The sequence below is a fragment of the Paenibacillus rhizophilus genome (assembly GCF_003854965.1).
Taxonomy (GTDB): Bacteria; Bacillota; Bacilli; order Paenibacillales; family Paenibacillaceae; genus Paenibacillus_AQ; species Paenibacillus_AQ rhizophilus.
The window spans coordinates 1-19,705 of the sequence record NZ_RQPI01000018.1; the positions used below are offsets into that span (position 1 = coordinate 1).

General features: G+C 55.7%; 24 protein-coding genes. 23 read left to right on the forward strand and 1 reads right to left on the reverse strand.

The window, feature by feature from the left end; all coding sequences use genetic code 11:
• Positions 1–173 precede the first annotated feature (173 nt).
• Positions 174–1,040 carry a YitT family protein gene (locus tag EH198_RS21210; RefSeq protein ID WP_124697523.1) on the reverse strand — a complete coding sequence of 289 codons (867 nt, stop codon included), beginning with the start codon at positions 1,038–1,040 and terminating at the stop codon, positions 174–176.
• A 256-nt stretch (positions 1,041–1,296) separates the two neighbouring features.
• On the opposite strand from EH198_RS21210, the gene EH198_RS21215 reads away from it, so the two are divergent.
• From EH198_RS21215 to ahrC, 23 genes are all read left to right on the forward strand, one after another.
• A complete protein-coding gene (locus EH198_RS21215; protein ID WP_379309037.1) occupies positions 1,297–1,560 on the forward strand; it encodes a YqhV family protein in 264 nt (87 codons plus the stop codon).
• Positions 1,561–1,642: 82 nt separating this feature from the next.
• Positions 1,643–2,638, forward strand: a complete 996-nt coding sequence (spoIIIAA, locus tag EH198_RS21220; RefSeq protein WP_124697524.1) for a stage III sporulation protein AA — start codon at positions 1,643–1,645, stop codon at positions 2,636–2,638.
• Complete coding sequence (gene spoIIIAB / locus EH198_RS21225; protein WP_124697525.1) at positions 2,631–3,149, forward strand: stage III sporulation protein SpoIIIAB; 519 nt, start codon at positions 2,631–2,633, stop codon at positions 3,147–3,149. The genes spoIIIAA and spoIIIAB overlap by 8 nt, the downstream gene beginning before the upstream one ends.
• Positions 3,150–3,162: 13 nt before the next feature.
• On the forward strand, positions 3,163–3,366 hold the full coding sequence (gene spoIIIAC / locus EH198_RS21230) for a stage III sporulation protein AC (RefSeq protein ID WP_025335735.1): 204 nt from the start codon (positions 3,163–3,165) through the stop codon (positions 3,364–3,366).
• A gap of 8 nt (positions 3,367–3,374) precedes the next feature.
• On the forward strand, positions 3,375–3,764 hold the full coding sequence (spoIIIAD, locus tag EH198_RS21235) for a stage III sporulation protein AD (protein WP_124697526.1): 390 nt from the start codon (positions 3,375–3,377) through the stop codon (positions 3,762–3,764).
• A 46-nt stretch (positions 3,765–3,810) separates the two neighbouring features.
• On the forward strand, positions 3,811–5,163 hold the full coding sequence (gene spoIIIAE, locus EH198_RS21240) for a stage III sporulation protein AE (RefSeq protein ID WP_246014496.1): 1,353 nt from the start codon (positions 3,811–3,813) through the stop codon (positions 5,161–5,163).
• 21 nt (positions 5,164–5,184) lie between these two features.
• A complete protein-coding gene (gene spoIIIAF, locus EH198_RS21245; protein ID WP_124697527.1) occupies positions 5,185–5,940 on the forward strand; it encodes a stage III sporulation protein AF in 756 nt (251 codons plus the stop codon).
• 41 nt (positions 5,941–5,981) lie between these two features.
• Positions 5,982–6,623 (forward strand): stage III sporulation protein AG, encoded by a 642-nt coding sequence (spoIIIAG, locus tag EH198_RS21250; RefSeq protein WP_124697528.1) that lies wholly within the window; start codon positions 5,982–5,984, stop codon positions 6,621–6,623.
• 63 nt (positions 6,624–6,686) lie between these two features.
• Complete coding sequence (locus EH198_RS21255; protein WP_124697529.1) at positions 6,687–7,544, forward strand: SpoIIIAH-like family protein; 858 nt, start codon at positions 6,687–6,689, stop codon at positions 7,542–7,544.
• Between the two features lie 247 nt (positions 7,545–7,791).
• Positions 7,792–8,310 carry an acetyl-CoA carboxylase biotin carboxyl carrier protein gene (gene accB / locus EH198_RS21260; RefSeq protein ID WP_124697530.1) on the forward strand — a complete coding sequence of 173 codons (519 nt, stop codon included), beginning with the start codon at positions 7,792–7,794 and terminating at the stop codon, positions 8,308–8,310.
• Positions 8,311–8,326: 16 nt separating this feature from the next.
• On the forward strand, positions 8,327–9,670 hold the full coding sequence (accC, locus tag EH198_RS21265; RefSeq protein WP_124697531.1) for an acetyl-CoA carboxylase biotin carboxylase subunit: 1,344 nt from the start codon (positions 8,327–8,329) through the stop codon (positions 9,668–9,670).
• Between the two features lie 111 nt (positions 9,671–9,781).
• Positions 9,782–10,198 (forward strand): Asp23/Gls24 family envelope stress response protein, encoded by a 417-nt coding sequence (locus tag EH198_RS21270; protein WP_124697532.1) that lies wholly within the window; start codon positions 9,782–9,784, stop codon positions 10,196–10,198.
• A 74-nt stretch (positions 10,199–10,272) separates the two neighbouring features.
• On the forward strand, positions 10,273–10,812 hold the full coding sequence (amaP, locus tag EH198_RS21275; protein WP_124697533.1) for an alkaline shock response membrane anchor protein AmaP: 540 nt from the start codon (positions 10,273–10,275) through the stop codon (positions 10,810–10,812).
• A gap of 15 nt (positions 10,813–10,827) precedes the next feature.
• Positions 10,828–11,058 (forward strand): DUF2273 domain-containing protein, encoded by a 231-nt coding sequence (locus tag EH198_RS21280; RefSeq protein WP_124697534.1) that lies wholly within the window; start codon positions 10,828–10,830, stop codon positions 11,056–11,058.
• Positions 11,059–11,476: 418 nt separating this feature from the next.
• Positions 11,477–11,929, forward strand: a complete 453-nt coding sequence (nusB, locus tag EH198_RS21285; protein ID WP_124697535.1) for a transcription antitermination factor NusB — start codon at positions 11,477–11,479, stop codon at positions 11,927–11,929.
• Positions 11,930–12,052: 123 nt separating this feature from the next.
• Positions 12,053–12,910 carry a bifunctional methylenetetrahydrofolate dehydrogenase/methenyltetrahydrofolate cyclohydrolase FolD gene (folD, locus tag EH198_RS21290; protein ID WP_124697536.1) on the forward strand — a complete coding sequence of 286 codons (858 nt, stop codon included), beginning with the start codon at positions 12,053–12,055 and terminating at the stop codon, positions 12,908–12,910.
• Between the two features lie 10 nt (positions 12,911–12,920).
• Entirely contained in the window at positions 12,921–14,306 is a 1,386-nt protein-coding gene (xseA, locus tag EH198_RS21295; protein ID WP_124697537.1) for an exodeoxyribonuclease VII large subunit, read from the forward strand.
• A complete protein-coding gene (gene xseB, locus EH198_RS21300) occupies positions 14,275–14,535 on the forward strand; it encodes an exodeoxyribonuclease VII small subunit (RefSeq protein ID WP_124697538.1) in 261 nt (86 codons plus the stop codon). The genes xseA and xseB overlap by 32 nt, the downstream gene beginning before the upstream one ends.
• Positions 14,522–15,487, forward strand: a complete 966-nt coding sequence (locus EH198_RS21305; RefSeq protein ID WP_124697539.1) for a polyprenyl synthetase family protein — start codon at positions 14,522–14,524, stop codon at positions 15,485–15,487. Before xseB ends, EH198_RS21305 begins: the two co-directional genes overlap by 14 nt.
• Positions 15,488–15,578: 91 nt before the next feature.
• Positions 15,579–17,486 (forward strand): 1-deoxy-D-xylulose-5-phosphate synthase, encoded by a 1,908-nt coding sequence (gene dxs / locus EH198_RS21310; protein WP_124697540.1) that lies wholly within the window; start codon positions 15,579–15,581, stop codon positions 17,484–17,486.
• Positions 17,487–17,523: 37 nt separating this feature from the next.
• Entirely contained in the window at positions 17,524–18,462 is a 939-nt protein-coding gene (locus tag EH198_RS21315; RefSeq protein ID WP_124697541.1) for a TlyA family RNA methyltransferase, read from the forward strand.
• A gap of 67 nt (positions 18,463–18,529) precedes the next feature.
• Positions 18,530–19,003 (forward strand): hypothetical protein, encoded by a 474-nt coding sequence (locus EH198_RS21320; protein ID WP_124697542.1) that lies wholly within the window; start codon positions 18,530–18,532, stop codon positions 19,001–19,003.
• Positions 19,004–19,032: 29 nt separating this feature from the next.
• Positions 19,033–19,479, forward strand: coding sequence for a transcriptional regulator AhrC/ArgR (gene ahrC / locus EH198_RS21325; RefSeq protein ID WP_124697543.1), 447 nt, complete (start codon positions 19,033–19,035; stop codon positions 19,477–19,479).
• Positions 19,480–19,705 lie beyond the last annotated feature (226 nt).

Below are 19,705 nucleotides of genomic sequence, written 5' to 3' on the forward strand. Positions count from 1 at the left end.
ACTTCCCTACTCAGTACGAGCGTCTACGTCAATTGCACTTAAACGGTTGAACCGCCGTATACCGAACGGTACGTACGGTGGTGTGAGAGGTCGGCTACTCAACTAATGGGTAGCCTCCTACTCGATTCTATCGATTGGTTCTCCTCATCCGGATCTGGACAAGAAGCGGCTTATTATGCCAACCGTCTGAACCTTCCCAAAATTTCCACCGTTTCCAGCACGTTCACGAACGCGCTTGGATCGACGGAGATAACGGCCTTGCGGAGCTCCGAAAGCTCGTACCTCGTAGTGACCGTCATCAGCATCGTGTTGCCTTCATGACTGTATCCCCCCTCTGCGTTGACGACAGTCACGCCGTGCGGAAGCCGGTTCAGCCGCTCAACCATCTCTTCCTTTCGTTTCGTCACGATGAAGCAGGTCAATTTGACATGCCGGATATGGATCATATCGACCACCCGGCTCTTCACAAACGTACACAACATGGCGTAGAGCGCGGAATCCCAGCTTTTCATAAAGCCGAGGGTTAAAATAACCAGTCCGTCCATAATGAACAGAACCGTTCCCATCGGCACATCTCTTTTACGCGTAATGATAGAGCCCAGAATATCGAATCCTCCCGACGACCCGCCCGCGCGCAAGGAAAAGCCTATCCCCCCCGCAATGATGACCCCGCCGAAAATACTGGCCAGAATCGGATCTTTGGTTACTTTCACCTGAGGAATAATCGTCAGAAACCAGGTGGTGCAGGCGACGCAGAGCATACTGAGGAAAATGTATTTTTTCCCTACGGCGACGAGGCCCCAGAGAAGAATCGGCAGATTGATGCCGAAATAAATCAGCGAAATATACTTGGGATCGGTCAAGTAACCGATGACGGACGCAGCTCCGGCCACTCCTCCGCTGAGGAGCTGGTGCGGGATCAGGAACAGCTTCAGACCGGTCGCGACCAGAAGGGCGGATATGACGACTACGGCGACCTCTCTGGCTGTTTTGGTGAGATTTTCGAATGTAATGGGAATTTCAGGATGACGGGTGTGCATGAAAGCATTCCTTTCTGTTCTGTTGACTGTTTTATTATTTTGTTAAAAATATTATATCATACTGATAATATTTTTCTATCAGTTTTTTTCATTATGTTTTCTTCTACATCTATATAGTGGATTGCCGCGTATGCTTTTATCCCGAATTCTTGTTGTCTAAAGCGGGACAATCCCGCATATCTATGAACAACAGCCGGGAACCGGGAGTTTTCGGAGGCGGTGCTGGGAATATCCGGGCGGAAGGAGTTGTGCAAAGGTGGACAAGTATGTAAGCTGGATGGCCGTGCTGCGCATGCTGTCGGGCAGTGCTGAAATTACCGCTGCGCTGATCATGCTAAGGCTGAATCAGGTGGACAAGGCGCTGGCGGTCAATTCGGCGCTGGCGCTCGTCGGTCCGACCGTGCTCGTTCTGACGACAGCCATCGGGCTTACGGGCATGGCGCAAAATCTCTCTCCCAGCAAGCTGTGCTGGGTGGGTGTCGGAGTGGCGTGTCTCTTAATCGGTATTTTGAAAAAATGATAGATTGGTAGTCATATTGCGAACGTACAAGCATAGATATGGAATAAAGCAATCCATAGAGGACGACTTGGGGGTACGGCATATGGCCATCGATTGGCTTCAATTATTTCCCGAAAAAGTGAAAGCCGCGCTTTCCCGGCTCCCGCTCCCGCTACTCGAGACAGTTGAAGAAATCCGCATCAGGGAAGGGCGGCCGCTGGAAATCAATTATGCGGGCAAGTACCACTTTGTGGACGCAGCCGGCAGGCTGACGCTGCAGCCGGAAGAGGCGTACAGACCGGACCGCGAAGACAGCCACCGGATGCTTGATCTGATCAGCAACCATTCACTGTATACGATGGAAGAAGAACTTCGCAAGGGATTCATCACCATCCCGGGCGGACACCGCATCGGACTCGCAGGGCGGACGGTTCTGTCCGGCGGCAGCGTCGGCCATCTGCGGGACATCGGAGGATTCAACGTCCGGATCGCAAGAGAGATTCCCGGGGTCGCCGACCGGCTTCTGCCGCATCTATTGGACGGGAGCCGCCAGCGGGTTATGCACACGTTGATTCTGTCCCCGCCCCAACATGGCAAGACGACGCTGCTCCGCGATCTCGCCCGGCAAATTTCCGCGGGGAGCGCGGGAGGAAGAGACGGGCGCCCCGGTCTCAAGGTAGGCATCGTGGACGAGCGTTCCGAAATCGCCGGAAGCCACAGGGGGATACCTTCTTTCGATATCGGTCCGCGGACAGATGTGCTGGACGGCTGTCCCAAAGCCGAGGGCATGATGATGATGATCCGCTCCCTCTCGCCGGATGTGCTGATCGCCGACGAAATCGGCCGGCCGGAGGATGCCGAGGCGCTGACTGAGGCGCTGCATGCCGGAATTACGGTTCTGGCCGCCGCGCACGGCCGGGAAGTGTCCGAGCTGGCTTTGCGACCCGGACTCGGCCGGATTATCGAGCTGGGCGTGTTCGAAAGGTACGTCATCCTCCACCGATCGGCGGGCGAGCTGTCCTTTCGCGTGCTGGATGGCCGCAAACGCCCGCTTCCGGTATATCCGGGAGAACGCAAAGGAGGCGAAAGCCATGCTTAAGCTCCTGGGCGCCGCAATGATCCTGCTCGCGGCGACCCTGGCCGGCTTCCGCCGGGCCAGGCAGTATGCGGACCGGCCCTGGCATATCCGCGGTCTGATCGCCGCGCTTCAGCGGCTGGAGACCGAGATCATGTACGGCTATACTCCGCTGCCGGAGGCGATGAAACGGATTGCCGTCCAGTCGAGGGAGCCGCTCCGGGGATTCTTCACCGCAGCCGCCGATGGGATGAGCCCGCCCCATAACCGGACTGCGCAGGAAGCGGTGGACAGGGCGATGGAAACGCACTGGAAGGCGACCGCGATGAAAACGCCGGAGCAGGAAGTTCTCCGTCAGCTCAGCTGCACGCTCGGCACCAGCGACCGAAGCAATCAGACGAACCATATCGCGCTGGCGCTGCAGCAGTTGAAACAGGAGGAAATTTCGGCCCGCGAAGACCAGGCCAAGTACGAAAAGGTGAGCAAAAGTCTGGGACTCCTGCTGGGGGCGTTGATCGTCATTTTGATCTTTTAGCGAGGTGCCAGGAATGAATATTGAAGTCAACGCGATCTTTCAAATTGCCGGCATCGGCATCATTATCGCCATGATTCATACCGTGCTCAAGCAGATGGGTAAAGAGGATATCGCCCATTGGGTGACCGTTATCGGCTTTGTCGTCGTGCTGTTCATGGTCATCCGGATGCTGGACGGACTGCTGCAGGAAATCAAGACGATCTTTCTTTTTCAATAGGCCGCGCCATGGAAATCATTCAAATCATAGGAATCGGACTAATGTCGACCGTTCTCATTCTTGTGCTGAAAGAACAAAAGCCGATGTTCGCCTTCTTGCTGGCGGCGGCAACGGGCATACTGATCTTCCTGTTTCTGATCGGCAAAATCGGCGGTGTAATCTCCACGCTTCAGCGGCTTGCGGAGTCTTCGGGTATGGAGACCGTGTATTTGAAGACCGTATTCAAAATCATCGGCATCGCCTATATCGCGGAATTCGGAGCCCAGATCGTACGCGACGCGGGCCAGGAATCCATCGCCTCCAAAATCGAGCTGGCCGGCAAAGTGCTGATTATGACGCTGGCTGTGCCGATCATCGGAATCATTATTGAAACGGTTATGAAGCTTCTGCCGGCATAGGGCGTCTCGGGTCCGGCTCATCCGTCAAACGAAAGGAGAAACGGCAATGGAAAAGCGCGGCATATTCCGCCCGCCCAAACTCAAAGTCGCGCTGCTGATTGTCTGTCTTGTGTTCATTGGATGGAGCCGGGCGGCTGCTTCGCCGGCAGATGAGGCCGGAACGCCTGTGGGCCAAACCGGCACTTATGTCGGCCAAGCCGGCCGTTCCGCGGATTCCCCCGAAACGGCCGCCGAACGCCGGGACGCAGCCTCCGCATCCTCATCCGCATCATCAAACGGAGCGCAAACCGGTCAGAGCGAAACGCCAGTAGATCAATGGGTGAAGAGCCAGGTCGACGATTTGCCCAAGGATGGAGTCGAGAAATACTGGAATCAGCTGATGAAGGATTACGGCGGTTTTTTTCCGGACGGGGCCACTCCCTCGCTCATGGATATGCTGCTGCCGGGGGGCGAAGGGCTAAGCCTGAAAAATGTACTGTCGGGCCTCCTTTCCTACATGTGGCATGAAGTGCTCTACAACGGCAAGCTGCTTGTCACGATTGTAATGATCAGCGTGCTGAGCATGATTCTGGAGACGCTCCAGACGGCGTTCGAGCGCAAGGCGGTCAGCAAGGTGGCCTACACCCTATGCTTTATGGTGGTGCTGGTCATCGCGGTCAACAGCTTCAATGTAGCCATCGGCTATGCCAAGGACGCCATCGACCGGATGATCGACTTCATGATGGCGATGATCCCGCTTCTGTTCGCACTGCTCGCTTCCATGGGCAATGTCGTTACCGTTTCGGTGACCCATCCCCTGATCGTGTTCATGATCCATACGGTCGGCACGCTGATTCACACGTTGGTCTTTCCGCTGTTGTTCTTTTCGGCGGTTCTGCATCTGGTCAGTTCCATCTCGGACAAATACAAGCTGACCCAACTTGCGAATCTGCTGAGGAACATCGGCACGGGGGTACTTGGCGTCCTGCTGACCGTCTTTCTGGGCGTTATCTCCGTTAGAGGCATCACCAGCTCGGTTACGGACGGAGTGACGCTCAGGGCAGCGAAGTATGTTACCGGCAATTTCGTACCCGTTATCGGCAAAATGTTCGCAGACGCCACCGATACCGTCATATCCGCCTCGCTGCTGGTGAAGAACGCAATCGGATTGTCCGGCGTCATTATCATCCTGTTCCTGTGTGCGTTTCCGGCAATCAAAATACTCGTGCTGGCCCTCATTTATAATGTGGCCGGAGCCGTGATGCAGCCGCTCGGGGACACGCCTATCGTATCCTGCCTGCAGACAATCGGAAAGAGCATGATTTATGTATTCGCCGCCTTGGCCGCTGTATCGCTCATGTTCTTCCTGGCTGTCACCATTCTGCTGACCGCCGGCAACGTTACGGTCATGATGAGATAACGCTTCACAAGGAGGTGGATCATGAGCTGGCTTGGAGGATGGCTGCGGGAAATTATTATGATCGTGCTGCTGGCGTCATTCGTTGAACTGCTGCTTCCGAGCAAGTCGATGGAGCGCTATGCGAGGCTTGTGCTCAGCCTGCTGGTCCTGCTGACGATGCTGAGCCCGATCGTCTCGTTGATGAAGGGCGATGCTGCGTCCGAGCTCAGCCTGGCTTTCCGCCGGTCAGACGGCGGGGGGCCCGGGCTGAGCAATGCGGAAGACGCGGAGCTCAGACAAATATTGGCCGACGGGAAGAAGCTGGCTGCGGGCGGGCGGGACCAAAGCCTAAAGCTCGCCGCGCAGCAAATCGCCGGACAGATGAGGGAGCAGATCGCAGGCGAGACGGGGCAGCGCGGAGCGAATGTGACCGTAACGCTCGCCCTGGCGAATGAAGCCGGAGACAACACCATGCCGGTTATAACGGCGGTGGTCGTCACGCTCCCGGCGGGAAGCGCTGAGCAAAGCGATGCACCCCAGGGCTCGGGAAGCGTAGGCAGTGTTCCGATCTCGGTTTTGCCCGTGGACGATATCAAAGTCGATCTCGGCGAAGGAGAGAACGGGCTGAAGGAGACGGGAGAGAGCTCCGGCCCGGCTGAGCCGGCGGCGGCCGTGGCTGGCGAAGATGGGGGCTCAGGCGGCGCCGACGCCAAAGCGGTAACGGCGCTCCTTGAGAAGAACTGGAGCCTTGACCCCGCCAAGATCAAAGTTCTGAACGGCGGCAGCGAAAAATTGTAGCCGCCGCTTAAACGTACCAAGCGTAAGGGAGGAGTGGAAAGATGGGCAACTGGCTGAAGAAGCTGGAGCAGTTGATCGGAGGCGGGGCCGAGAACCCGAAGCGAAACCATACGTTCCGATGGTTGATCATTCTGGGCCTGTTGGGCGTGGCGATCATGCTGTTCAATTCCTTTGTTAATGTGAAGAAGCTCGACAGCGAGAATACGGGGAGAGAGCCGCCCCAAACCCAGAGCTCGCAGGCGGCTATGCAGGAGGCGACAGATGGAGCCGCCAGCTCGTTTGACGGCATCGAGCGGGAGATGGAGAACCGCATGAAGGGGATTTTGGAGCAAATCGTCGGAGTCGGCACGGTGGACATTATGGTTACCGTGGATTCCACCGAGGAGGTTGTCGTCCAGCGCAACATGAACGATTCCCAGCAGCTAAGCGATGAGACCGATGCGAACGGCGGCAAGCGCCACACAACCACGTACACCAGAGACGGCGAAATCGTCACTTACAGTCAATCCGGAGACGAGACGCCGATTATTACCAAAAGAATCAAGCCCCAGGTTCGCGGCGTTGTTATTGTCGCGAAGGGAGCCGAGAACAAGGTGGTGAAAGGACTGATCGAGCAGGCGGTGCAAAAAGCGCTGAACGTGCCGAGCTACCGCATTTCCGTCGTGCCGCGCAAACAGGAATAGCGGCCCCGAGTATCAGTGGCGTAACAGCCGAATCCCAAGGAACAGCAAAAAGGAGGAAAAGCAATGAACGGCAAAAGACAAACAATCTGGTTGGTATCCATGCTCAGCTTGATGGTGGTGCTCTCTGCGTACTATTTGTTCACGGAGGACTCTGGCGTTTCATCGCCCAAGGAGACAGCAGGGACAATTCAGGTGGATTCCGTCAAGGACTCGCCCAGCGACGCCCTATCATCGACGGCTGACAGCGGAGCGGCAGTGAGCGAAGTGACTTCGCAGGATGACGCTGCGGCCGCCGACCCTAATGCTGCGGCGGACCCTAACGCTGCAGCAAGCTCCGCAGCAGGCGATACGAATTCCGCGCTGACGGGAACGGATGACGGCCAATCCGCAGCGGACCCTTCGGCGGATAAAGCCAACGATCAGGCATCCGATCCCGCTCCGGCCGCATCCGCCAAACCGGACAGCGCCGCGGCGGATAATGGAAAGGATACTGCATCGGCAGACGACAGCGTGACAAAAGGCGACGCAGCTGTACTGGACGAAGTCGCATCGCAAAGCGCTTCGGCTTCCAGCTTGTTCACCAACTATTTATATGAACGCGAACAGAAGAACCTTAAAGACCAACAAGATTTGATGGCTATGATCAACGATATGGACAAATCGCCTTCGGACAGCGCGGCCGCGCAGGAGCAGCTGCACCAGTTGGAAGAGAAGGAGTCCAAGATCACCGGAATTGAAGAAAAGCTTCAACAGCAGTATGGAGAAGCGATTGTCAAGGAAGAAGGGAACGACTCCTACAAAGTTGTCGTTCTGAGCGACAAGCTGGATGTGAAGCAGGCTGTCGGAATCATCGATCTGGTCATGAAAGAGCTGAGCGTGTCGCAGGATAAAGTGAGCGTTCAGCATGTATCTGAGGAGTAAATCGACACGAAAAAAAGCGGGAAATGACGAAAGAGCTCGGGTTATCCCGGGCTCTTTCCATTTCTTGCGTTTGTGATATAATACATAAAGTTATCTTGAAGTATATGAGGATAAGCATCGCGCGGATCCGGCATCCTATATTATTGGGTGAAACGGATGACGTCCCTTGGAAGGACAGCGATGTCGTTTCTTCTTTTCCGCCAAGTTAGCGGCTTTGAGAGAAAGCTGAAGGAGTGAACTGATCGAAATGTTCAAATTAAGCGAAATTAAGGAATTGATCAAACTGCTGGACCAGACCTCTTCCGTGCATGAGCTGGAGATTGAAAGCGAAGGAATGAAGCTGGCCATCCGCAAACCGGACCGTTCCGAGGCTGTGGAAGCCCATGTGGTTCCGGCTACTCCTTATCCGTACCCCTTTACGCACGCTCCGCAGCCGCCTGCTCTGCAGCAGACATCCGGGCAAGCCGCTCCCGTTCCCGCTGCTCCGCAGCAGGAGACGCTGGCTGCTCCCGCAGAAGGAACCTTACATAAAATCGTTTCTCCTATGGTGGGAACGTTCTACACCTCGGCTTCGCCCGATTTGCCTTCGTTCGTAAGCGCGGGCGACCGGGTGACCGAGAAGTCGACGGTATGCATAATCGAAGCGATGAAGCTGATGAACGAGCTGGAAGCGGAAGTCCGCGGGGAGATCGTATCCGTTCTCGCTGAGAACGGACAGCTTGTGGAGTACGGCCAGCCGCTGTTCCTGGTGAAGCCGGAATCTTAGAATCGGGAGGAAAGAAATGAATATACAAAAAGTGCTGATCGCAAACCGGGGGGAAATCGCCGTTCGGATTATTCGCGCCTGCCGCGAATTGGGAATTTCCACCGTGGCGGTCTATTCGGAGCCCGACCGCGATTCGCTGCATGTCCGGCTGGCCGATGAAGCGTACTGTATCGGACCGACGGCTTCCAAGGACAGCTATTTGAATTTCACGAATATAATGAGCGTGGCCACTTTGACCGAATGCGACGCCATCCATCCCGGTTACGGCTTTCTTGCCGAGAACGCCGATTTCGCCGAAATTTGCGGTTCCTGCAATATCATATTTATCGGCCCTTCTCCGGAAGCCATCACGCGGATGGGGGACAAGGCCGTGGCCAAAGAAACGATGAAGGATGCAGGCGTTCCGGTTATTCCCGGTTCCGACGGTCTTGTAGACGACGTTGAGGAGGCGGTCCTGCTCAGCAGGGAGATCGGCTATCCCATTATTATCAAGGCTACCGCCGGAGGCGGAGGGAAAGGCATCCGCATTGCCGAAGACGAGGAATCGCTGGTCAAGCAGATTACGGCCGCCCAGCAAGAAGCGCAAAAAGCATTCGGCAACGCCGGAGTCTATCTGGAGAAGTACCTGACGGGCATGAAGCATGTCGAGATCCAGATTATAGCCGATAATCACGGCAACGTGGTCCATCTTGGCGAACGGGATTGTTCCGTACAGCGGCGCCGTCAGAAGCTGGTGGAGGAGGCCCCTTGCTCCGTTCTGACGCCGGAAATCCGTCAGGCCATGGGCGATGCGGCTGTCCGCGCCGCGCTTGCCGTGAATTATTCCGGTGCGGGAACACTGGAGTTTTTGCTAGGCGCAGACGGGCAGTTCTACTTTATGGAAATGAATACTCGCATTCAGGTTGAGCATCCGGTTACCGAAATGGTAACGGGCGTGGATCTGATCAAGGAAATGATCTCGGTGGCCGAAGGAAATCCCCTTTCGTTCACCCAGGAGGATATCGTCATCAACGGATGGTCGATTGAGTGCCGCATCAACGCGGAAGATCCGGCCAAGAATTTCATGCCTTCTCCGGGCAAGATCGGTTTTTACCTGCCTCCGGGCGGTCTTGGCGTCCGTGTAGACAGTGCCGCGTATCCAGGCGGGACGATATCGCCTTTTTATGACTCCATGATTGCGAAGCTCATCGTCTGGGCGCCTACACGCCAGGAGGCGATTCTCAAAATGAAGCGGGCTCTCGGCGAGTTTGCCATTGAAGGAATACATACCACAATTCCATTTCATCAAAAATTGCTGGAGCATCCCGTATTTCTGGACGGTCATTTCGATATCAAATTCCTTGAAGAAAATGAAATTTAGGACGGGGCCGCTTTGTTTGTCATAAAGTTCGCCAAATGATATAGTATGTTTAATGGAGAGACGTGCTTCAAGCTTGCCATCAGAACAAATATGAAAGGTGTGGGGGACAAAATGAGTACATTGCCGACAGAATTCGAACGTACGGAAATCGGTGAAATCCAGATCGCTCCCGAAGTGATTGAGGTCATTGCGGGACTCGCAACCGTTGAAGTTAAAGGCGTAGCGGGCATGAGCGGAGGATTTGCCGGAGGCATTGTCGAGCTGCTGGGCCGCAAGAACCTTTCAAAAGGCGTTAAGGTGGAAGTCGGACAGCGCGAAGCTGCTGTGGATGTCTCCGTAATTATCGAATACGGCACCCGTCTTCCGGAAGTGGCGGCGGAAATTCAGCGAAACGTCAAACGGTCGATCGAGACCATGACAGGGCTGACGGTCGTGGAAGTGAATGTGCATATTCACGACGTTCAGTTCAAGAGTGCGGAAAAGAACAGCGTGAGTGACGATACCGATTTTGCCCTTCGTGTGAAATAAGGACTTCCGGTTCTCATTAAACCCCCGACGGTCAAGTCGAGGGTTTAGTCTACTTTAAGGAGGTTATGAGGCTCGTGGCGAAAATTTTGGACAGACTTTTGCTGTTTTTATACAGCTTGAGCATCGGAGCATTATCTGTTATTGCCATCCTCCTGTTAAGCGGCGTCCTTCCAAGGAATCTGAGGATCCAGGATTGGAATTCCGCTTATATCGCTGCGATTGTTGTGGCGGTGATTTTATTCCTGCTTAGTATCCGGTTCTTCTACATCTCCCTTCGCCGGGACCGGACATCCACTCGATCGGTGGATCAGCGCACGGAATACGGGGATATTCAGATCTCTATGGAAACGATCGAGAATCTCAGCCTGAAAGCGGCCGGACGGGTTAAAGGCATCCGCGACCTGAAATCGCGCATCCGCGTTTCCCAGGCGGGACTGGAAATTATGATCCGAGGCGTCGTGGACGGCGAGCATTCGCTGCCGCTTTTGACCTCGGAAATACAGCGGCAGGTGCATGAATATGTGCAGGAAACGACAGGCGTTCCGGTTGCCGATGTGTCCGTCTATATCGCGAATCTTGCACAGTCCCCCAGCTTCAAAAGTCGAGTGGAATAGAGGTGAGTTTCCCTTATGCCCTGGAGAGAAATTTGGGAAAGTCACGGAGGTAGAATCGCCGGAGTAGTCTTTGGCTTGATTCTAGGCATTATTTATTTAATCAGCGGTTTCTGGGATATGCTGTTCTTTGCACTGGTTGTGTTCATCGGATATACGCTTGGCGGAAGAAAAGACGCGCAGGCTCCATTGTTCCCTTGGCGGGAGCTGTTGGAGCGGCTGTCGACCCGCTGGCGTCCCTTCAAGTGAACCGCGCTAAAGCCTTTCTTTCGGAGCGAACTGGTCATCTGCGTTTTTTTGCTCGAATGAAGGGCAGTGCGGTTTTTTTGCGCTGGATGGCAATCGTCTCCTGTGAAAATCATGACGCTAAAGCAAGGACGATGAACAGAACGAAAAGTGTACATCCTATATACAAGCCAAACCGGAAGTCAGCGACAGGCAGCGAACTGTTTTCGAGAGAGCCCCAAGCTCCATGATGCGGGATTTCCCAGCTAAAGCTCTTGAAGAGGGTAACGGTCAGATTAACCGGTAAGTCTCCATCTATTCGCATGGGAGCGGGGAATTCGGCGATTACCTGCATTCATCCATTCGGGGCGGCCCGGCTAACTTAGGATTTGTTGGGGTTCAGCGTTCAAGTGGAACCTGGATCAATTTAAAGGAGGAACAAATGAAAAGACGTGTAGCAAGAGAAATAATAGTGCAAAGCCTGTATCAGATGGAGATGAACGAGGTCGAGAGTGGCGAGGCGGTGGAAATGCTGCTGGAAGAAGCGTCCGAGGAAAATGAGACGGAACGGGTCATTTCCGACGAGGTGCTGCTGAAAGATTATGTGCTTAGCCATGTGAACGGCATTTGGGAAGCCAAGCCTGCGATCGACGATATGCTGGAGCATTACTTGAAGGGGTGGCAAATGAGCCGGCTGTCCCGCGTTGATCGTCAAATTTTGCGGCTTGCTGCCTATGAAATGATCTATCAGGATGATGTTCCTGCCAAGGTTGCCGTCAATGAGGCGATTGAGCTTGCCAAGCATTTCGGCACCGAAGATTCCGGCAAATTTGTCAACGGCGTGCTGGGGAAAATGATTCAGGATTTGGAAGAACTGAAGACCAACCGTTCGTAGAACGAAGCTGATTTAAAGAACGAAAGCTGATTTAAAAAAGGCAAAACGATGCGCCTGGTGCGCCCTTTTTCGCGAAAAAACACCTTACAACTATCAAAGTTCACTAAAGGGGAGATAAGTGTCATGACAGCAGCAATCATCAGCGGTAAACTGGTTTCCGAAGAAATACGTGTGGATATTGCCCGTGAGGTCGAGACGCTTGCAAAGCGCGGAGTCAAGCCTGGTCTGGCTGTGGTGCTTGTAGGGGAGGACCCGGGTTCGCAGGTATATGTGAACAGCAAGGAAAAAACCTGTATCAGCCTCGGCTTCCATTCGGTAGTGCACCGGCTGCCCGCTTCGACTTCCCAGGAGGAACTCCTCTCGCTCGTTGACGAACTGAATAAGGCGGACGAGATTGACGGCATTCTGGTGCAGCTTCCGCTGCCGAAGCATATTAACGAAAAAGCGGTGATCGACGCCATCTCCGTAGAGAAAGATGTCGACGGGTTTCATCCGGTCAACGTCGGCAACCTTGTAATCGGCGATGACAGTCTTCTTCCTTGTACTCCCGCCGGCGTAATCGAACTGATCAAGCGCACCGGCATCGACCTTTCCGGCAAGCATGCCGTAGTAATCGGCCGCAGCAATATTGTCGGCAAGCCGGTATCCCTGCTGCTGCAGCGGGAGAACGCGACGGTTACCATGTGTCATTCCCGCACGGCGAACATGGCCGAGCTGTGCCGGATGGCCGATGTACTGGTCGTGGCGATCGGCCGCGCCAACTTTATCGATGCTTCCTTTGTGAAGCCGGGAGCGGTTGTCATCGACGTGGGCATGAACCGCTTGGACAACGGCAAGCTGGCAGGAGATGTTGACTACGACAGCGCCAAGGAAGTTGCCGGTTACATTACGCCGGTTCCCGGCGGCGTAGGGCCAATGACCATCACGATGCTGATGGTGAACACGCTGACCGCGGCGAAGCGCCGCCGCGGACTGGAATAGGACAAGCATCATGGCGGAGCGGAAGGTATATTCCATTAAAGATCTCAACCGTTATATCCGCATGAAGCTGGACTCGGATCATGTGCTTTCCGATGTGTGGATTCGGGGAGAGATTTCCAATTTTACGCATCATGGCAGCGGGCATATGTATTTTACGCTGAAGGATGAGAGCAGCCGTATCAAGGCTATTATGTTCGCTTCCCATAACCAGCGGCTGCCCTTTGTGCCGAAGGAGGGCTCCCGGGTCATCGCCAGAGGTAATGTGACGGTATATGAGAGGGACGGGCATTACCAATTCTATGCCACGCATATGCAGCCCGACGGCATCGGCAGCCTGTACCTGGCCTATGAGCAGCTGAAGAAGAAGCTGGAGCAGGAAGGGCTGTTCGCTGCCGAGCTGAAGCGGCCGCTGCCCCGCTATCCGCGCTGCATCGGCGTCGTCACGTCGCCGACGGGCGCGGCGGTCCGGGATATTCTGATCACACTGCGCAGACGGTTTCCGCAGGTGGCTATCGTGCTCTATCCCGTGCTCGTGCAGGGCAAGGGAGCGGCGCCGTCCATCGTGAAGGCGATACACGACCTGAACGCGATGGGCGAAGCCGACGTGCTCATCGTGGGCCGCGGCGGCGGCTCGCTGGAGGAGCTTTGGGCATTCAACGAAGAAGCCGTGGCGAGAGCCATTGCGGCGTCGGACATTCCGGTCATTTCGGCCGTCGGCCATGAGACCGATTTTACGATCGCCGATTTCGCGGCCGACCTTCGGGCCGCGACGCCCACGGCCGCGGCGGAGCTGGCCGTGCCGCATGCCGCGGAGCTGGCCACGCAGCTCCACCAGCAGCAGCGCCTGCTGCGCCAGGGGCTGCAGCGGCGCGCACAGCGAGGGCGCGAGCGGCTCTCGGCGCTGCAGCGCTCGCCGGTGCTGGTCAGCCCGCGCCGGTACCTGCTCCAGCACGCGCAGCGGCTGGACATGCTGCGCCAGCGGCTGAGCCGCGCCGCCGAAGCGCGGCAGGCGCGGGCCCGCGAGCGGCAGGCGGTGCTGCATCACCGCCTGGAGCGTTACAGCCCGCGCGAAGGCGTAATCGCCGCGCGGCGCCGGAGCGACGGAGCCAGGCGCGAGCTCGTCGCCGCCATGAAAGCGCGTCTGCAGGACAAGCGCTCCCGCTTTGCTGCGGAGCTCAAGGCTCTAGACGCGCTCAGCCCGCTGAAGGTCATGGCGCGGGGCTACAGCTTGGTTTACGATGAGAAGGAGCGGCATTTGGTCAAATCGCTGAGTGAGGTTCAACTCGGCGATCTGGTTGTTGTGAAGCTGGCTGACGGCCAGCTGGACTGCCAGGTATGGGGAATGAAGGAGGATGCGAAAGATCATGGCGAAGGAAGAAGCGGAACTGGGATTTGAGGAAGCAATGGACCGGCTGGAGCTGATCGTGCGTGAACTGGAGCACGGCGACGTTCCGCTGGAGAAGGCGATTGATTTGTTTCAGCAGGGCATGAAGCTCTCCCAGCTGTGCGGCACCAAGCTGGAGCAGGTGGAGCGCAAGATCGAAATGATCGTGGAAGAAGACGGAGAAATTCGCAAGAAGCCGTTTGGCTCCGCGCTGGAAGGGGACGGCGATGATTCCTTATAATAACGGACTCTCCGGACAGGAACCCGGAGAGAGTCAAAGCCATGAGTCCTCAAACCGCCAGCCTTTAAAAGAATATATCGCCGGAGTGGGCGACTTTGTTGCGGGCGAGCTGACGATGCTCTTCCCGAAGCATTGGGAGGTTCCCTCCAAGCTGGCGGAAGCGATGAGCTATTCCCTGCTCGCCGGAGGCAAGCGCCTTCGCCCCCTGCTTGTTATCGCAGCGTGCGAAGCGCTTGGCGGGCGCCGGGAAGCGGCGCTGCCTGTGGCTGCGGCAATTGAAATGGTGCATACATATTCGCTGATTCATGACGATCTGCCCGCCATGGACGACGACGATTACCGGCGGGGGCGGCTGACGAACCATAAAGTGTACGGCGAAGCGGCGGCCATCCTGGCGGGAGACGCACTGCTGACGCATGCCTTTTACAGCGTTGTGCAGTCGGCCCGCCGGCACGGGGTGTCAGCCGAGAATGTCCTGTCCATCGTGGAGGACTTGGCGGAAATGGCCGGACCGCGCGGCATGGTCGGCGGACAGGCGGCCGATATGGAAGGCGAGCAGGGTCTGACCGATCTGGAGAGCCTGCGTTATATTCACCTGCATAAGACAGGGGATCTGATCGTATTCTCACTGCTAGCCGGAGGGCGTATAGGCGGAGCGTCGGAGAAGCAGCTTGAGGCCCTGCGCCGGTTCGGTGTCAGCATCGGGCTTGCTTTCCAGGTGCAGGACGATATTCTCGACCTCGTCGGAGACGAAAGCAAGCTCGGCAAGAAGACGGGCAGCGATGTCCGGCAGCAGAAGGTGACGTATCCTTATTTTATCGGGCTGGAGGCCTCCCGCCGGGAAGTGGAACGGTTGACGGAAGAAGCCAAGTCCGCTGTGCGGGAAGGCGGATTTGAAGGCGGGGCGCGGCTCATCGAAATCGCCGATTATTTAATGTCCAGAGATCACTGAAATTTGCGGAAACGGCTGCATTTCGACAGCCGTTTCATTTATGTTATAATGTGGGTTATACTTTACAACATCAGGAAAGCGGGGAAATCACGTGCTGCTTCCACAACTAAATGATCCTAAGCAACTGAAGTCGCTATCGATCGAACAATTAAATACCCTGGCGGACGAGATACGACGGTTTTTGATTGAGAAGCTGTCTGCGACCGGCGGACATCTCGCCTCCAATCTGGGAGTAGTGGAGCTCACGCTGGCCCTGCATTACTGCTACGACAGTCCCCGGGATAAATTTATTTTCGATGTCGGACATCAGGCTTATGTCCACAAAATATTGACCGGCCGCAAGGACCGGTTTGATTCCCTGCGCAAGCAAAATGGGCTCTGCGGCTTTGTCAAACGCTCCGAGAGCGAGCATGACGTGTGGGAAGCCGGGCACAGCAGCACTTCCCTCTCCGCCGCGATGGGCATGGCGATGGCCCGTGATTTCAAGGGAGAGGACAACAAGGTTGTCGCGGTGATTGGCGACGGGGCTCTTACCGGCGGCATGGCGTTCGAGGCGCTGAACCATATCGGACATGAGCGCCGCAAGCTGATGGTCATCCTTAACGACAATGAAATGTCCATCGCTCCCAATGTTGGCGCCATGCATAATTACTTAAGCCAAATTCGCTCGGACCGCCATTATTTGCGTGCCAAGGATGAAGTGGAAGGGCTCCTGAGGAAGATTCCGGCGATCGGCGGCCGTCTGGCTAAGACCGCGGAACGGATGAAAGACAGCCTGAAATATATGATGGTTCCCGGCGTTCTGTTCGAGGAACTTGGCTTTACGTATCTCGGACCCGTGGACGGACATGATCTTGCAACCATGGTCGATACGTTCCATCAGGCAGATAATGTGGCGGGGCCCGTGCTTGTTCACGTGCTCACCACAAAAGGTAAAGGCTATAAACCGGCGGAAGCCGATTCCTATAAATGGCACGGCATTACACCGTACAAGATCGAATCCGGCCAGGTGCTGAAAGCGGTAGGCAATCCGATGTATACGGAAGTGTTCGGCGAGACACTGATCGAGCTTGGACGACAGGATGAACGGCTTGTCGCCGTCACTCCTGCCATGCCTGGAGGCTCGGGCCTGTTCCCGTTCTCGAAGGAATTTCCGGGACGGATGATCGATGTAGGCATTGCGGAGCAGCACGCGGCGACACTCTGCGCCGCGCTGGCAATGGAAGGAATGAAGCCGGTGTTTGCCGTTTATTCCACCTTTATGCAGCGCGCCTATGATCAGATTGTTCACGACATCTGCCGGCATAACGCCAACGTGATGTTCGCCATCGACCGGGCTGGATTCGTCGGTGCCGACGGGGAGACGCATCAAGGCGTGTACGATATCGCTTTTATGCGGCATATTCCGAACATCGTGCTGATGATGCCGAAGGATGAGAACGAACTGCGCCATATGATGAAGACGGCGCTGGAATACAATGACGGTCCGATCGCATACCGCTATCCCCGCATTAACGGCACCGGAACGGCGCTTGATACGGAGCTTCGCTGCCTGCCGATCGGGTCTTGGGAACGGCTGCGGCCCGGCGACGACTTCGCCATTATCGCTTGCGGCCCAATGGTGCAGCTGGCGGAAGAGGCGGCGGATCTGCTCAAGCGCGAAGGCATTCAGGCGGGCGTAGTCAACGCCCGCTTCCTGAAGCCGATGGACGGCTCCATGCTGCAGGGTCTTGCTCTGGCCGGCACGAAGATGGTTGTGCTGGAAGAGGCGAGCCAGGCGGGCAGCCTGGGCAGCGCTGTGCTGGAGCATTACGCTGAGCAAGGCCTGCATCATGTCACCGTTGAGCTGATGGGCGTGCCAGATATATTTGTCGAACACGGATCGATCAAGGAGCAGCGCCAACTGACGGGACTTACCGTCGAAGCGCTATGCGGCCGAATCAGAACGATGAAGGCGGCAAGCTCTTATCCTTTCGGCAAGACGACAACGTCTTCGTAAGTTTAAGGGGACTCGAGAATAGAAGTTGGAGATGACTATGGAACACGGTAAAGAAAAAGAACGGAGCCCGAAGGAAAGAATCGACGTGCTGCTCGTCGAGCAGGGCTTTTATGAAAGCCGCGAAAAGGCCAAGGCGGCCATTATGGCCGGCCTCGTGCTTGCGGATGAAGAACGCATCGAGAAAGCCGGGATGAAAGTGCCGCGCAGTGCAGTTCTTAAGGTGAAAGGCGCTGTGCATCCGTATGTCAGCCGGGGCGGACTCAAGCTTGAAAAGGCGCTGCGCCGGTTTGGCATCGACGTCGGCGGCCGGACGATGCTGGACATCGGCGCTTCCACCGGAGGCTTCACCGATTGCGCACTTCAGAACGGGGCAGCCTATGTATATGCCATTGATGTAGGCTATAACCAGTTGGACTGGTCGCTGCGGGAAGATAAGCGGGTATGCGTCATGGAACGGACGAACTTCCGGTATATGACACCCCCCGATCTCAAAGGCTCCGTTCCCGATTTCGCCAGCATCGACGTTTCTTTCATCTCATTGAAAATTATCCTTCCTCCGCTTAAGGCGCTGCTGGGAAAACCGGCCGACGTTGTCGCGCTGATCAAGCCCCAGTTCGAGGCCGGACGGGAGAAGGTCGGCAAATCGGGCGTTGTGCGCGATCCGGCGGTTCATCGGGAAGTGCTGGTCAATGTGCTGACAATGGCCCGGGAATTCGGTTTCATTCTGAAAGGCTTGACCTTCTCCCCCATCACGGGCGGAGAGGGCAACATCGAATTTCTGGCCCATTGGCGTCTGGAATCGGAAGAGACACAACCAAGCGGCGAAGCCAGGGACGAGGGGGAAGGCTCCGGGCCGGAGCCTTTGCACGAGCTTTACGGCAATTTTGCCGCGCTCGCGGAGACCGTTGTGGCGGAGGCCTCGGGCACTTTCGGCGGTCAGGCATCAAATCATGGAAACTCATCGTCGCGTCGATGAGTTTCTTTTTGGCTATTTAAGAGGAATTTTGCTCGGTCTAAGCGAATAAATCACCGAGGTGATTCGGATGACGGGTAGCCCGGACAAGGCGGTTATGGCGCTGATCGGTGTTGGACTGGCAGTGTGGGTCATTTACCGCATTTATGTATGGCTGCAGAGCTCGCCGCGTTCCTTTTTGCAGGATCACATTCCGCTAAACAAAGAGATCATTTCCCATCCTGCGCTGAAGCTGCTGGAGGATGCAGGCTACGAAGTCGTCGGCGGTAAGCTGAAAATTCCGCTGTCCTTCAACGTTGACGGCGCTCCGCTCTACAGCCGGCTGTTTGTCGATTACATTGCGGCGGCCGGGGACGGCACACAGTATCTCGTGATGCTGGCCCGTCCGCGCCGTCCGCTGGAATGGACCGGAAGCGGGATGCGGGACATGCTGCTGCCTTATCTCCTTATTTATCCGGAGGTGGGCGGGCTGCTTTACGTAAATGCTGCGGCCGCCACGGTTAACTTGATCACATTCGGCAGGGATGATGGAGAGAACGACTAGTACCTTTTTAAACATACGGGAGGCCATTAATGAAAGGTCAAAGACATATTAAAATTCGTGAAATTATTACCCACCGGGATATTGAGACGCAGGACGAGCTGGTCGAAGCGCTTCGGAATGCGGGTTTCCAGGTTACCCAGGCGACCGTTTCCAGAGATATCAAGGAACTGCTGCTGATCAAGGTTCCGATGGATGACGGGAGATATAAATATTCACTGCCGACCGATCAGCGTTACAATCCGACGCAGAAGCTGAGGCGGGTGCTTGTGGACAATTTCGTGCATATCGATTATTCGGGCAATCTTGTTGTCATGAAATGTCTGCCGGGAACGGCCAATTCCGTCGCCGCGCTGATCGACAGCATCGAATGGCCCGAGATTATGGGGACGATATCCGGTGACGACACCATTTTGATTATCTGCCGTGAGGCGGATGACAGCAATAAGGTGGTTTCGCAAATCATGGGTTACATTTAACCGTATTGCGAGAATAAATTATGTATGGCAAGGAAAGCTCGAACGTGGACAAGGGGAGGGCATTAGCCCTCTGAACTGTCCGATATTTTGAAACACCCTATGCACAACCTATCCAAGAACTCTTACCAGAGCCCCCTATACGACTGCCTTCATGTCAACGCTTTAATTTCCTTTCTCCTGTATTAACTTTTTTATTTGAAACCCCTTGACTACGAACCTGTGTTCG